The sequence below is a fragment of the Syntrophomonas wolfei subsp. methylbutyratica genome (genome assembly GCF_001570625.1).
GTDB classification, from domain to species: domain Bacteria; phylum Bacillota; class Syntrophomonadia; order Syntrophomonadales; family Syntrophomonadaceae; genus Syntrophomonas; species Syntrophomonas methylbutyratica.
This window is the reverse complement of sequence record NZ_BBQT01000007.1, coordinates 1-13,499: the sequence shown is the minus strand read 5'-3', so window position 1 is coordinate 13,499 and position 13,499 is coordinate 1. Positions and strand designations below refer to the sequence as shown.

The 13,499-nt window shown below is 49.3% G+C and carries 11 protein-coding genes, 1 tRNA gene and 1 pseudogene; 1 reads left to right on the top strand and 12 read right to left on the bottom strand.

Annotation, left to right across the window (positions count from 1 at the left end):
- Positions 1 to 6: 6 nt before the first annotated feature.
- The 6 genes from ytaF to AWB54_RS06990 all read right to left on the bottom strand — a co-directional run bounded on the left by ytaF (position 7) and on the right by AWB54_RS06990 (position 7,282).
- Complete coding sequence (gene ytaF / locus AWB54_RS07015) at positions 7 to 642, bottom strand: sporulation membrane protein YtaF (protein WP_061213902.1); 636 nt, start codon at positions 640 to 642, stop codon at positions 7 to 9.
- Positions 643 to 1,060: 418 nt separating this feature from the next.
- Positions 1,061 to 1,867, bottom strand: a complete 807-nt coding sequence (mutM, locus tag AWB54_RS07010) for a bifunctional DNA-formamidopyrimidine glycosylase/DNA-(apurinic or apyrimidinic site) lyase (RefSeq protein ID WP_061213901.1) — start codon at positions 1,865 to 1,867, stop codon at positions 1,061 to 1,063.
- A 53-nt stretch (positions 1,868 to 1,920) separates the two neighbouring features.
- Entirely contained in the window at positions 1,921 to 4,521 is a 2,601-nt protein-coding gene (gene polA / locus AWB54_RS07005) for a DNA polymerase I (RefSeq protein ID WP_061213900.1), read from the bottom strand.
- Positions 4,522 to 4,917: 396 nt separating this feature from the next.
- On the bottom strand, positions 4,918 to 6,012 hold the full coding sequence (locus AWB54_RS07000; RefSeq protein ID WP_061213899.1) for an anti-sigma factor family protein: 1,095 nt from the start codon (positions 6,010 to 6,012) through the stop codon (positions 4,918 to 4,920).
- A 33-nt stretch (positions 6,013 to 6,045) separates the two neighbouring features.
- Positions 6,046 to 6,627, bottom strand: coding sequence for an RNA polymerase sigma factor (locus AWB54_RS06995; RefSeq protein WP_061213898.1), 582 nt, complete (start codon positions 6,625 to 6,627; stop codon positions 6,046 to 6,048).
- A 463-nt stretch (positions 6,628 to 7,090) separates the two neighbouring features.
- A complete protein-coding gene (locus AWB54_RS06990; RefSeq protein WP_061213897.1) occupies positions 7,091 to 7,282 on the bottom strand; it encodes a hypothetical protein in 192 nt (63 codons plus the stop codon).
- A 65-nt stretch (positions 7,283 to 7,347) separates the two neighbouring features.
- Here AWB54_RS06990 and AWB54_RS06985 point away from each other — a divergent pair.
- Positions 7,348 to 7,433, top strand: a tRNA-Leu gene (locus AWB54_RS06985).
- Between the two features lie 169 nt (positions 7,434 to 7,602).
- Here the strand turns inward: AWB54_RS06985 and AWB54_RS06980 are convergent.
- The 6 genes and pseudogenes from AWB54_RS06980 to AWB54_RS16160 form a co-directional block, all read right to left on the bottom strand.
- On the bottom strand, positions 7,603 to 8,481 hold the full coding sequence (locus AWB54_RS06980; protein WP_368664465.1) for a tyrosine-type recombinase/integrase: 879 nt from the start codon (positions 8,479 to 8,481) through the stop codon (positions 7,603 to 7,605).
- Positions 8,482 to 8,548: 67 nt separating this feature from the next.
- Positions 8,549 to 9,427 (bottom strand): PEP/pyruvate-binding domain-containing protein, encoded by an 879-nt coding sequence (locus AWB54_RS06975; protein ID WP_368664466.1) that lies wholly within the window; start codon positions 9,425 to 9,427, stop codon positions 8,549 to 8,551.
- Between the two features lie 50 nt (positions 9,428 to 9,477).
- Positions 9,478 to 9,609, bottom strand: a complete 132-nt coding sequence (locus AWB54_RS16260) for a PEP/pyruvate-binding domain-containing protein (protein ID WP_235811119.1) — start codon at positions 9,607 to 9,609, stop codon at positions 9,478 to 9,480.
- Positions 9,610 to 9,666: 57 nt separating this feature from the next.
- Positions 9,667 to 12,285, bottom strand: a pseudogene (gene ppsA, locus AWB54_RS06970) (phosphoenolpyruvate synthase).
- 182 nt (positions 12,286 to 12,467) lie between these two features.
- The gene (locus AWB54_RS06965) at positions 12,468 to 13,097 is read right to left on the bottom strand and encodes a TetR/AcrR family transcriptional regulator (RefSeq protein ID WP_061213895.1); all 630 of its coding nucleotides are present in this window, start codon (positions 13,095 to 13,097) and stop codon (positions 12,468 to 12,470) included.
- Between the two features lie 218 nt (positions 13,098 to 13,315).
- The coding region (locus AWB54_RS16160) for a hypothetical protein (protein WP_394326491.1) at positions 13,316 to 13,499 on the bottom strand (184 nt) is incomplete at its 5' end.

Here is a 13,499-nt window from a genome sequence, read left to right as displayed (position 1 = left end):
GTTCTGCTACATAATTTCGAGAATTCCCAGGCTTATCAGCATAAGGCCGGGTATCAAGGAGGAGATTAGCTGCCAGCGCTCAGCCTTTATCTTAATTCCCAATTGCAACCCACAATTTACTAGTATAAATTTTAACACACCCACAGCCAGGGCTGTTAATAGAATATTGAAACCGGCCAGGGCTACTCCGATACCTGCCCCCAGTGCATCCATAGCCAGAGCCAGCCCGAGAAAAAAAGCTTCCCGGGTGCTGATCTCACCGGATAAATCAAAATCAGCCCGGGCTGGTTCTTTTAGTATATGTATGATTATGCCCAAAGGCTTGATGTTCAGGCTAAAAAGGGGCTCTTCGCCTATCTCATCCATACTCTCTATTCTATCCCGACAGGCAGAGAGCAAAAAGTAAACTCCGATTAGCATCAGCATTATCGCTCCCAGACGACCGGCAAAGTCAGGAGGAAATATGGTGGCAAGCCCCTTTCCACATAACATGGAAAAGCTGACGGCCAGAGCTGAAGCCAGAGCTATAACCAGCAGTGAAAGCAGGGGAACCTTAATTTTCTTTAATCCATAGGCCATCCCGGCAAAAAACCCGTCACTGCTCACCGCCAGGGCAAACAAGAGAATATGAAAATACTCCACCAGAGGCCACTCCTATCCCGCATCATAGTTATATAGCTACAATATGGATAGAAGTATGAATATGTTACCCGGGTGCTGGGTCGCTGCCTCTCCCCTGTATATATCATAGGGACGGTCCTGCTGATATATAATAAAGATTAGTAAGGACGCAAACCCTTCGGATACTCCCGTGTTCCACCCTGTGGGTGTCACTATTAAGATTGCATCAAGAATACCTTAGAATTCCCCCTTTTTTCATAGCTGGCAATGTCCTTTGGCCATGACGGGTTAGTAAGAAACGTGTGAGGGGTAAGGGTTAAGGTTTATCCTATTCCACCTTTCGGTTCTAACTGACTTTTCAGGAATGATTGCAGGCGTGGAGCATTGAAGGCAAAAATATATCAGCACAACCGTCCCCGTGATATATTTGACGGGTTGGTCAATGCTGGCATTTCTCGCAGTAATGGCTGCTTCTGCCGCCAATTCTGGTTCTTTTCAGGGGCTGGCCGCAATTGGGGCAGGCTTGATTAAAACGGCCATAAACCTGCAGGTGGTTTTGGAACTCCCCCGGTTGTCGCTTGCCGTCTCGGTAATCGCGAAAAGTGGTGCCGCGATATTTAATGCTCTTGGTCAAAACTTCCTTGATGCCACAGCACAAGCCTTCAATCTCCCGCACAGAAAGGGATGCAGCTTGGCGGTCAGGCCGAATCCCCGCCATAAACAGGGCTTCATCGGCATAGATGTTGCCCAGGCCGGAGATAAGGTTCTGATTAAGAAGCAGGTTCTTTATGGCAGTTTGGCGCCCTTGCAAAACCTGTTCCAGGTAGGGGGGGCAAAACTCCTCGCTCAAAGGCTCCTTTCCCAGCCGGGAAAAGAAGCTGTCAATATCCTTAAGCAGCCATAGCCCTCCGAAACGACGAGCATCCTGGTACAAAAGCTTAAGCCGCTTATCCAAATGGATTATCACATGCACATGCGGTTCCAGAATCGTATTTTCTTCCTCTTGTATATAAAGCCTGCCGCTCATACCCAGGTGGAAAACCAGGAACAGGCCGTTGTTCACAGCCAGGATAAGATACTTGCCCCGGCGGGACGCTTCTTCTATGCTCTGCCCGGCAAGCTCTTTTAAAGCATAGTCCTGGCAGCGCAATATATCCTCACGCCGGAGTTCTAGTTCTTTGATTCTAAGCGGTAGAATTTCCTGCAGGTTATTCTTGATCGTTTCAACCTCCGGTAATTCAGGCATAATACCACCTCTTTCCCTCCACCCGTTCTCCGATAACCGTCTTCCGCCCTCCGCTATTCCATCTCATACCAGTTGGGGCCGGTCTTAAGGGATACTTCCAAGGGTACTTTCAAACTGCAGGCGTTCTCCATACAGTCCCGTAAGAGCCCGCTTACTTCTTCCAGTTCCGTCCGGGGCAGTTCCAGAACCAGTTCGTCATGAACCTGCAATAGCAAGCGGGCCTGAAGCCGGCGCTTTCTTATCTCTTCATCCACCTTGATCATAGCCAGTTTGATTATATCAGCGGAAGTTCCCTGCACCGGGGTATTAAGAGCCATACGGCGGCCAAAGGCCTGCACCATCTTATTCCTGGCATTGAGTTCGGGCAAGTAGCGGCGGCGCTTCAACAAGGTCTCGACATAGCCGTGGCGGCGTCCAAACTCCACTATATCTTCCATATATTTTTTCACGCCGGGATAGCTGTTTAGGTAATTGTCGATATATTTACGGGCTTCTTTACGACTGACCCCGGTATCCCGGGCCAGGCCAAAATCACTGATACCGTATATAATGCCGAAATTAACTGCCTTGGCCCTTCTCCTCAGCTCGCTATCCACCCATTCCACCGGCACATGAAAGATTTCCACCGCTGTCCGCGTGTGAATATCCACCCCGCTTTTAAAGGCTTCAATCAATCGCTCGTCCCCGCTGATATGGGCCAGGGAGCGCAGGTCAATCTGGGAATAGTCCGCCGCCATAATAAGCCAATCCGGCCCCGGAGCCACGAAGGCCTGGCGAATCCGGCGTCCTTCTTCCATTCTAATAGGGATGTTCTGCAGGTTGGGCTCCACGCTGGACAGGCGTCCGGTTGCGGTCTGGGCTTGTTTAAATATGGTATGTACCCGGCCAGTTTCCGGGTGTATCAACTCCTGCAGGGCATCGGCATAGGTGGATTTTATTTTGCTGAGCTGGCGATAATTTAAAATATGAGCTATTATCTCGTGCTCCTGATAAAGTTCCTCCAGTACTTCCGCCCCGGTAGAATATCCGGTTTTGCCCTTCTTTATTACCCTAAGACCCAAATCCTCAAAAAGCACTTTACCCAACTGTTTGGGTGAATTAATGTTAAAACTGCTTCCCGCCAGCTCGAAAATCCGTTCCTCATGGACGGCTATCCCGCTGGCCAGTTCCTCAGAAATCCGGGTCAGCGTACTCCGCTCCACCTTCACCCCGCAAAATTCCATCCGGGCCAGTACTTCCGACATGGGCATTTCCACCTGTTGCAAAAGCTCCCGCAATTCCTCCGTGACTTGCTCCTCCAGCTGGAAATAGAGTTCCTTTATCCTGCTAACCAATGCCGCCAGGTTATTTTCCGCTATGTTGAGCTGCAGGTGCTTCTTAAGGCAGGCATCCAGTTCATCGCCCTCAAAAGCCGGATCATCTACATAGGCCAGCAGCATGGTATCCCCCGCAACTCCGCCAAGTTCAATTCCGTGTCTCAGCAAAAGAACCTGGACGAATTTGGCATTATGCAGATACTTCTTAATCGCTGCAGATTCCAGTAAAGTTTTGAGCCACTGCAGTTTATAGTCATCCCCAGCTTCCAGTTTTAGCTGGTAAACCCGCTCGCCGTATTCCAGGAAAACGCCCTGCAGACTGGCCCACATAGGATGATGGTAATTGCTCTGGAAATACAGGGCCACGCTCTCCCCTTGCTTTATTTCTTCCAGTAAAGCCGTCACATCTTCTTCTCTTTCCAAGAACAGCACTTCTATCTCCTGCTTTACCGGGGCCATTCCCTTTTTTAGCTCTTTCTCCTGCAGGATTTTTAGGAAATTATTGAATTCCAGGCTGCGATATAGCTCCAGCAATTCCGGGTAATGGGGTTCCCGCATTACATAGTCCTCGATCGGAAAATCCAGATCCATATCGCGGTTAATGGTGGCCAGCTGCCGGCTGAGAAAAGCCTGCTCCCGGTTTTGCTCCAGCTTTTCCACCAGCTTCTTGCCTTTGACCTGCGGCAAATTCTCATAGAGATTCTCCAGGCTGGCAAATTCCTGCACTAGCTTTATAGCAGTCTTCGGGCCTACCCCGGGAACCCCGGGGATGTTATCGGAAGCATCCCCCATAAGGCCCTTTATTTCCGCCATCTTTTCTGGTTCTACTCCCCACTTGTCTTTGACCCCCTGGGGATCGTAGAGTTCCATTTCGCTTATGCCTTTTTTAGTCAGCAAAACATCAACCTGCTCCGAAACCAGCTGCAGGGCATCACCGTCACCGGTTAGAATGACGGTCTTTAACCCTTGTTCTTCCGCCTTTTTGCTCAAAGTGCCGATGATATCGTCGGCTTCATAACCCTGCATCTCCAGGTACTCGATATTCAAAGCCGCCAGAACATCTCGCAGCAGCTGGAATTGCCCCCCCAGTTCCTCCGGAGGAGCCGAACGATTGGCCTTGTATTCGCTATACAGCTCGTTGCGGAAAGTACTGCGGTCTTTATCGAAAGCTACGGCAATATGGGTGGGCTGAATCTCAGCCAGCACCCGGTTGAACATGGTCAGGAAACCGTATACCCCATTGGTGTAAACCCCGGCGGAATTATGCAGCAGCGGCAGAGCATAAAAAGCCCGGTACAACAGACTGTTTCCATCTATTAGCATAAATTTATCAGCCATAAATACCCCATCCTTATCGTTATTCTACCCGAGCGTCTATTCCTCCCCCTTACCGCTCGTTCCTTATATTTTATAATAACATTCTTTCCCCCCAAGAAAAAAAGTATTGGAATTCCCAATACTTCCCATAACCTTTTAATCTCATAATCAATATCATGACTCTACTGCAAAACCCTTTTTGTTGCATAAGGGTTGCATAAATATACAAAGCCTGACTCGGAACGACACGGAGGTCGTTCCCTACACACTCTTCGGTCGCTTTTAATGTAGCTGAGCGGTATATTTATGCACGCTAATGCATATTTATGACTTTTTGCAGTGACATCATATCATAAGCTCTCGCAGCTTGAATCCAATCATTGCCGACACTTTAAAATTAAACTGTACCCGCCCCAATCATTTTTCTTGAATTATCAAAATGTCTAAGTTAACTTTAGTTCCTTCCGGTTTATTTTCTTCCTTAATACTTTCAATATCTTTGCTATCTTCTCCCTTTTCGGAATTGAAGAGCATTTTATCATCTGGCGCAGAAGCCGCTTTTTCTTTAGCTAATTCCTCTTTTCTGTCTTCTCCGGCTTCCTCATTATTTTCTATTTTAACCATGCTTAATTTCTCATTATCGGAAAATTCGCTTTTCTCCGGCAGCAGGGGTTTTTCATCCAGATCAGAAGCTTGAAGCGCTTCATCCTGTCCACTTGCTTCTGTAAGATCCGCAACATCAAGCTTCCTCCCAATCGCTTCCAACTCCATTAGAAGCTGAGGGACTTCTTGCGGTTCCACTTCCAGGACCACCCTTCGCGCCTCACTGCTGCCATAAGACCCGGATGTCATACTGTACTTGATTTCCCGCTCATCGGCAATCCCTATTACCTGAGCCAGGGCCGTTGACAGTTCTTTCACCATTATATGGCTAGAATAGCTATCATCTCCAGCAGTCTTGAGTTCCACTTCTTCCCGGGTATTTTCCGCCCCTACCCCCACACTCACTTTGGCACTGGGATTAGAAGCGATCTTAGCTTCCGGTTCAGCGGCTTCTCGGCTGCTATTATCCTCTTCCTTATTCCATTTTTGAAAACGCTCTATTATATCCTCGATAGCTATTCGGGGTTTTTTCTGTTCCTTTTTATCCTGCCAGGACACAAGAAAATCTCCAATAGATAGATAGCTGCTGGCATATATACCTGACGCCAGGGCTAATCCCGCCAATACTGCCGCAATCCATCCGGTCTTTTTGGGCCGCTCAATAGTAGTAGCACTAAATATCTTGTTTTTGTTTTCCCGCAGTCGTTTTTGAACAACGGTGGAGAAATCATCCGGGGGCAGCGGTGACTCCAATTGCTGCATAATGCCACGAAGAAGCCGGTAACCATCCAGCTCTTTACGGCAGTCTGCACATTGAGCAAGGTGGGCTTCCAGTGCTTTTGTTTCTTTCTCACTTGTCATTTCGTCAATGTAGGCTGAAAGCAGCTCACTAACCTGCTCACATTTCATGGCTCTTTTCCTCCCGGTTTTTAGACGAGATGGCTAGGGCAAAAGTTCCCTCTCTACCCATTGTTTCCTTAAAATACTTCTGGCCCTGCTAAGACGCGACTTGACCGTGCCCACCGAACAATTCAAGACATAAGCGATTTGTTCATAACTCAAGTCCATACTATCCCTGAGGATTATTACCGCTTTATGTTCAGGTTTCATCTGGTCTAAAAGGCCTTGTATGTATTGTGATAATTCTTTCTGTTCATATACCCGATCAACCGGGGGCGAAGGGTCCACTATTTCCCTCTCAACTTCAATACCACGACTGGTAACAGCTGCTTCGTCCAGCGAGAGAGGAACAATCCTTCTCTTCCGGCGCCTGAGTTCATCCAGGCAAACATTAGTGGTAATTCGAAATATCCAGGTGCCAAAACTGGAATTTCCCTTAAAAGTCTTTAAGGAACGAAAGGCTTTTAGAAAAACTTCCTGAGACATATCATACGCATCATCTTCATTCCCCATGTACCTGAAGCTTAAAGCATAAACCTTATTTTGATATTGCAGAACCAATTTTTCAAAAGCCTGAGTGTCACCCTCCATACTTTTCTTCACCAGTTCTTGTTCTGATTGCATAAGGTATTTCTCCTTAAAAAAGTTGGAAATAGGCTAAAATTCTTATTCTCATAAAATCAATACTATAAAGTTTTCGCCATCTTTTATAAAATTCCTTTTGTTATTCCCCTGCCTTGTTATGACAAGAGGTGAAGCTTTTACCTGCCGTCTGCCAAAGGCTGACAGAAGCACAAATAAAAAGGGGACTCATTTTTACCCCTTTTCTTCTCCCCATTACTCCTCCTTTTTCCAAAAAACACTATCCCCCGGTTTTTATCAATCTTGACAAGGCTAAAAGAGGCTACTATAATTATCTTTGCATTGGAATTTAAAATACCAGCCAGAGTGGCGGAATTGGCAGACGCACTGCACTCAAAATCCAGTGCGCGAAAGCCCCTTTTCGACCGGTTGGCGGCTCCCGAACCCGCGTGGTTGCTGGGTTCTTGATAATTGAATAGTCTTTATGGTTTTTCATATCCCTCCATCATATCCCTCCAAATTCCAAAAGCGGATTCGGGAGAGGGAAATTGAAATAAATTTGCCGATGTGGCGGAATTGGCAGACGCACCGCACTCAAAATCCAGTGCGTGAAAAGCCTTTTTTGACCGGTCGGCGGCTCCCAAACCCGCATGGTTGCTGGGTTCTTGAAAATTGAATAGTCTTTATGGTTTTTCATATCCCTCCACCATATCCCTCCAAATTCCAGAGATGGATTATGGAGAGGGAAATTGAAATAAACTTGCCGATGTGGCGGAATTGGCAGACGCACCGCACTCAAAATGCGGCGGATAACCTCCATGCCGGTTCGACTCCGGCCATCGGCACCAGAATTAATCGCTCTTAAAGCCGCGCTACAAGCGGATTTGAGGGCTTTTTTCTTTTCTGGCGGCACCTATCGTTTCCGCCTGGTATACCTTCACACGAACCATTTTAGTGCATATTTGCAATGCTCTCATCCCCCTTCTGGCCTGACATTCCACCCGATTTGGAGGGATGTCAGGAAGGGTATACGCCGATGATGGCGTTGGCCGAAGCAACCTTGGAGCTGAAATCCAGGTGGGTGTATATGTTCGAGGTGGTGGAAATATCACTGTGCCCCAACCACTCCTGGATCTCCTTCAGGCTGACTCCGTTGGCGTACAACAAACTGGCGCAGCTATGCCTCAAATCGTGAAAACGAATTTTTTTAAGGCCGTGGTTTTTCAGCGTAAGCGCGAAATTCTGGGTGACATAGCCCGGCTTGACCCGCTCTCCCAGCTCGTTCACGTAAATGTAGCCAAAATACTCCCGGCAATAGTCTTTCCCGCATACTTTTTGATCGCGCTCCTGCTCTTCCTTTAGCTGCCGGAGAAGCTTTTCAAAGGGCTCTACCAGCGGCAAGGTGCGGTGGCTCGACTTGGTTTTGGCACGGTCCTTTTCCACGATGATGGCTTTTCCGTCCACCCTTACCTCGGTTACGGTGTGCTTGATGGTCAGCGTCTTTTTTTCAAAGTTGATCGCGTTCCATTTCAGCCCTACGATCTCGCTGCGGCGCAGCCCGTAAAACGCGCCCAGGATAACGGCCAGCTCTATCGGTTTGTTTTTCACCACGGCAAACAGGGCTTCCAGTTCCCCGGCATCGTAAATGCTGCCTACGAATTTTGTGGTCTTGGGCCGCTCGATCCGGTCGGCGGGATTAAAGGCGATTAGGCCCACCTTGTAAGCGTACTGCAACGCCTTGCGAATATTGGCGTGGCGATGGATCACCGTGCTGGCGCTTAAGCCTTTCTCGTTCAGTTCGTACTGGTAATAGTCCTGTATGTGCTTGGGCGTAACATCCTTCAGCGCAAGCTTGAACTCCTTAAAATAAGGAATAATGCAGCTCTTAATGCACATAGCATAAGAGAATCGATCCACAAAATTCGAATACAATGAAGTTAACAAGGCGGGCCTAGCCTGGTATTTATTGCATATAGATTTTCCCTTCATCCCCGTCTACAACCACGTTCTGCCCGTCTTTAATAAGGCTCATGGCCCCAAGTACATTCAAAACGGCAGGTATTCCATACTCTCGAGCGACAATAGCCCCATGAGATCCAATTCCTCCCGGTTCTACAACTATGGCTGAAGCTCGCAAAAATAGAGGTGTCCAGCCCGGATCGGTGGTTGGTGCTACCAGAACGTCACCCCCGTTTTCATCGCTTAGTACTTGTTTCTCAGAGGAGCCCGGGGAAGCGATCAATTTTGTTCCACCATCGGGGCGGGCCATGGTTTGATTTTCTTTCCGGCCCATTCTCCGCTCCAATATTTCCAGTTTTGTATCCAGGCAATATTCATCCGGCTCGACAGCGCCGCTGACCACGCTTTCCCCCAGGCCGAAATTGGCGTTAACAAGCACTACATCTTCCCGGCCGCTGCGCGGATCGCAGGTAAAGCCGACCCCTGCCGCCACGGCTTCTACTAATTCCAGGATTACAACCGCCTGAAATACCTCATCATCCCCAACCTTCATTTTACGCCGGTAGGCAACCGCCCGGGGAGTCCAAAGGGAAGCATAGCATTCTTTGACAGCCAATATGATATTATCGGTACCCCGGACATTTAAGAATGAATCATGCATACCGGCAAAAGAGGCCCGGGCCGAATCCTCGCAGGTGGCGGAAGAACGGACCGCCAGCGGCTTGGATAGGATGCCCATGCCTTTTAGTTGGGCGATCAATTCTTCCTGGATATACAAAGGGAATAATCCCGTTATGATTTTCTCTCTTAGCCTAAAGAGTTCTTCTTCAATCTCTTGCTCTGCGATGTTGGAGAAAGAGACCTTTGCCGAAATCTTAGCTATGGCCCCAGACAGATTATTTTCTTTAATAAAAGCCCGGTAGGCATCAGCGCTCAGAACACCGCCAGCGGAATAGTAAAACCATAACGCTCCAGCCGGGCCAGATTCCAGCCCTTCCCCCCAACGGCTTCTACTCCAGCGGTAAAGGCTTCTGACCAGTTAAAGAAAAATCCTTTCTCACCCATACCTTTTCCCCCTCCGCTAACGGTTTGATCTTTTATTATCAGGAATCGCAAGATTTACTACAGTATTTCCACGTACCCACGAGTGCCGTTCACCCGGATTCTTTGCCCGTCTTCAATCAACCTGGTGGCGTTTTCCACCCCGGCAACCGCCGGCAGTCCGTACTCGCGGGCAATGGTGGACCCATGGCTCATCAACCCGCCCACCTCCGTCACCAGACCCCTGACGGATAGAAACAGCGGTGTCCAACTGGGATCGGTGAAGGTGGTTACCAGGATATCACCGTCTTCCAGGTTGGCATCCTCCATCCTTAAAACTATGCGGGCAGGCCCCTCGATGACGCCTGAGGATACGGGCGCGCCCACCAGGGCCTGCGGAGGAATATCGACGGCCTCGTACTCGCCGAAGATGACCTCGCCCTCCGATGTCATCACCCGCGGCGGCGTCATCTTCTCGAAGGCTGCGTACTCCTCTTTTCTAGCGGCGATAATGCTATAATCAAGGTGGCCGGAATGGACGGCATCCCGGAACTCCTCGAACGATAAGTAGTAGACATCCTCCCGGTTCTGAATTACGCCCTTTTGCACGAGGACGGCAGCCTCTCTCATCAAAGCCTCTTTAAAGACCTGCCAGCGTCTGATTATAAAATACTTGGGGTATTCCCGGTAGCCGATAAAATTGTGCAAAATACTAATCTTCTTCCTGGTTTTCTTGGCTTTCCGTTTGCCTCCGGGCAATCGCTCCAGGCGGGCCAGGAGATCCCGCTCCTTCTGCTCCGCTTCCAGCCGTCCCTGTTCGACCCTGGTCTTATGCGCACCAGGCTGGAGATTCTTGACGTTGCTAAGAATTGCCGGTACCAGGGCGGTCGGCTGCTCGCTCCAGCGTGGCCTGGTAATGTCGATTTCGCCGGGGCAGCGCATGCCGTATTGCTCCAGGAACGCCTGAATGGAGTCGCGGACCACACCACCACCGGGCAGCCCATCAAAGCCCTCAAAAAAGGTGTTATCATCAGCCTGTTCCAGATAGGCAATCACCGCCGGATATGGGCGGACGACATCCGCCACATCCAGGAGCGCCAGGCCCATTTCGGAAGTGATGTTGTGGGGCGCGGATCGGGAAAGCGCGTCGCCCTCCTTCACATCGCCCAACCACTTGGCCATGTTCTTGTTGAGCCATTTCAACGCCTGCTGGCCGGCCATGAACACTGCGAAGTTTTCCGGATCGGAACTGAGCGCCTGAAATTCTTTTTGCTCCTGCAAGATCAGGTCAAACAGTTCGTCGCCGGATACACTGGCGATCTTTTCTTGCAGGCTACGGATCAGGGCATCGCTGCGCCCGATCTCTTTGGGAACGCGCGCTGCATCATTGGCCCGGGAAGTCTTGACGATATGAAACAATAGGGGCAAAGCCCCTTTGACCATAGCGTTGTTGCCCGGCAGTTTGCGCGGCAGAGTTTTCAGGAAATCCTTCCTCTCCATAACTTTGAACATGGCGTTCTCCATCAGGATATCCCCATCGCCTCTCATAGAAACCATAGTCTTTCGTCCGATAGCCGAGGACAACATGGCGGAGATATCCATGAATATCCTCCCACCGGCCTGGGGCATCGGATTGTCACTCAGTAACTGGAAGAAAGAGATGCCCAACGGTTTGATGGCATCCGTCATCATCTGCTGGTGGCCCATAGACGCGAACACATGGTTCTTCCCATCGCTTACCTCCGGAACCGGGTACAGGGTGGTGATCGGGCGGCTCTGAACAATATAGAACTTGTCACCGGAGAGACACCATTCAATATCCTGGGGGCAGGCAAAATAGGTCTCGATCTTTCTGCCGATCTGCTCCAGTCGCAAAACCTGTTCATCGGTCAGCGTCTGGATATGCTGCTGCTCAGGTTCGATGCCCCGCGTTTCTGTTCCGCCTTCCTCCAGGGCGTAAATACCCAACTTTTTATGAGCTACCACTTTATCGGTTATCCGGGCGTCGCGCACCGTAAAAAGATCGGCGTTGACCAGGCCGGAGACCAGAGCCTCGCCGAGCCCGAAGCAGGAGTTGATGGACAACACTTTCCGGTTGGACGTAGCCGGATCAGCCGTGAACATGACACCCGAGGCCTCGGGGAAAACCATCCGCTGAATGATCACGGACAGGTAGACCTGACGGTGGTCGAACCCGTTTCGCAGGCGGTAGATCACGGCCCGGTCGGTAAACAGTGAAGCCCAGCACTTTTTGACGCTCTGCAGGATCGCCTCCCGGCCTTTGACATTCAAATACGTATCCTGCTGGCCGGCAAAAGAGGCGTAGGGCAGGTCTTCGGCCGTGGCGCTGGAACGCACGGCATAGGCGTTCTCCGCCCCCAGGGCGTCGAGATGCCGAACTATCTCGGACTCGATCTCTTTCGCTATCTCGCTCGCTTCGATGACGCCGCGGATCCGAGCGCTGATTTCCGAAATTTGGGTCCGGCCTTCCGCCTTGAGAATCGCTAGCTGAGAGACTAATGCCGTGAATTCCTCATTATGCTTGATGGCTGTTCGATAGGCTTAGGTGGTGATACAGAAACCATCCGGGACATTTATTCCCTCGATCCCGAACAGCTGCCCCAGGTTCCAGCCCTTTCCGCCGACGAGACCTGGCTTTGACTCATTGATTTCCTGAAAATTAAACAGATACCGATTCATCCATACACGCCCCCCTCATACCGCCAGCCGGAACAGTAAAGCCATAACGCTCCAGCGGGCGAGGTTCCAGCCCTTACCCCCGACAGCTTCCACTCCAGAAGTAAAAGTTACCGGCTAGCTATTGAAATATCTTTTCCCCACCATATCTCTTCCCCCTTACTTAAATGCTCGCTGCTTTATGTTTAGGAGTCATGCAGCTCGTTTTTTACCCCGTTGAGAAAACAGTCTACATTATTCTCTATGCTTTCATTTATTGATATTAATTCCGGGTGGTTCACCCATAGAAGGGCCGAAAGAAAGTGGCTGACTTCCAGTCCACCTACAACAAAAGGATGCCAATCCGGCCTGATTTCACCGGATTCTATACCCAGCTTAAATATATGTTCCATAACGGTTGAAAAACCGCTGCTTACGTTCCGGTCTAAATGCTTTATAGCGTGCACCCATTGGGACATCTTATAAATAAAGTGCCGCTCAAACAAGTCATTACTCAAGTCTATATGCATCCATTCCAGTGTTTTTTGCAGGGCAGCGATCAGCCGTGTCCGGGTATCGGGCAATTTGTCCAAATATTCCAACATTGCTGGCGTTTGTTCCCGTATCATACTCTGAATATGTTCGTAGATAATGGCTTCCTTTTCAGGGAAATGGTTAAAAACGGTACCTTTGGCGACATCCGCTTCCATGGCGATTTGGTCTACGGTAGTCTTATCAAAACCCTGCCGTTTGAATAAATCCATGGCCACCGCCAAGATTTTCTTTCTTGTCTCTTCCTTTTTCCTTTCCGTCCTGCTCTTTTTGTTTGCCTCCATGCCTTCACCCCTATGCCAAGTTTACTCTTGTATCGAGTACATTACTAATCTTAGTTTATTTTACGTTAATCAACATAATTGTGCAAGGAAAATGTATTTTTGCCGTCATTCTTTCTAAGCAGGGACATTATACCCCCGAACATGGCAGCTGGCTAAATATCGCCGGGATAGACTTGAGTGTTCCTTCAAAGCAGGGCTTAAATCGCAGAATTAATAACTCAACTTTCGTAGCAGAAATTGCTGAACAACCTCTGGATATATAGGGGTTGTGACGTAATCCAGAACATCACTTGACATGAAACAATTTTAGCTAGTTCTTTGGGAACATAATCAAGCAACATCATGCAGTAATACATTAACTGCCTTAAGGCTGTTGCATAGTCTAAATCTTGTATCTCTTCG

Excerpts from the sequence above, each read along its gene's own strand:
- AWB54_RS06990 (WP_061213897.1), bottom strand. The coding sequence starts at position 7,282 with ATGAAAAACCATAAAGACTATTCAATTTTCAAGAACCCAGCAACCATG.
- AWB54_RS07000 (WP_061213899.1), bottom strand. The coding sequence starts at position 6,012 with ATGAAATGTGAGCAGGTTAGTGAGCTGCTTTCAGCCTACATTGACGAA.
- AWB54_RS06980 (WP_368664465.1), bottom strand. The coding sequence starts at position 8,481 with ATGTGCATTAAGAGCTGCATTATTCCTTATTTTAAGGAGTTCAAGCTT.
- mutM (WP_061213901.1), bottom strand. The coding sequence starts at position 1,867 with ATGCCTGAATTACCGGAGGTTGAAACGATCAAGAATAACCTGCAGGAA.
- AWB54_RS16260 (WP_235811119.1), bottom strand. The coding sequence starts at position 9,609 with ATGGGTGAGAAAGGATTTTTCTTTAACTGGTCAGAAGCCTTTACCGCT.
- AWB54_RS06965 (WP_061213895.1), bottom strand. The coding sequence starts at position 13,097 with ATGGAGGCAAACAAAAAGAGCAGGACGGAAAGGAAAAAGGAAGAGACA.
- AWB54_RS06995 (WP_061213898.1), bottom strand. The coding sequence starts at position 6,627 with ATGCAATCAGAACAAGAACTGGTGAAGAAAAGTATGGAGGGTGACACT.
- polA (WP_061213900.1), bottom strand. The coding sequence starts at position 4,521 with ATGGCTGATAAATTTATGCTAATAGATGGAAACAGTCTGTTGTACCGG.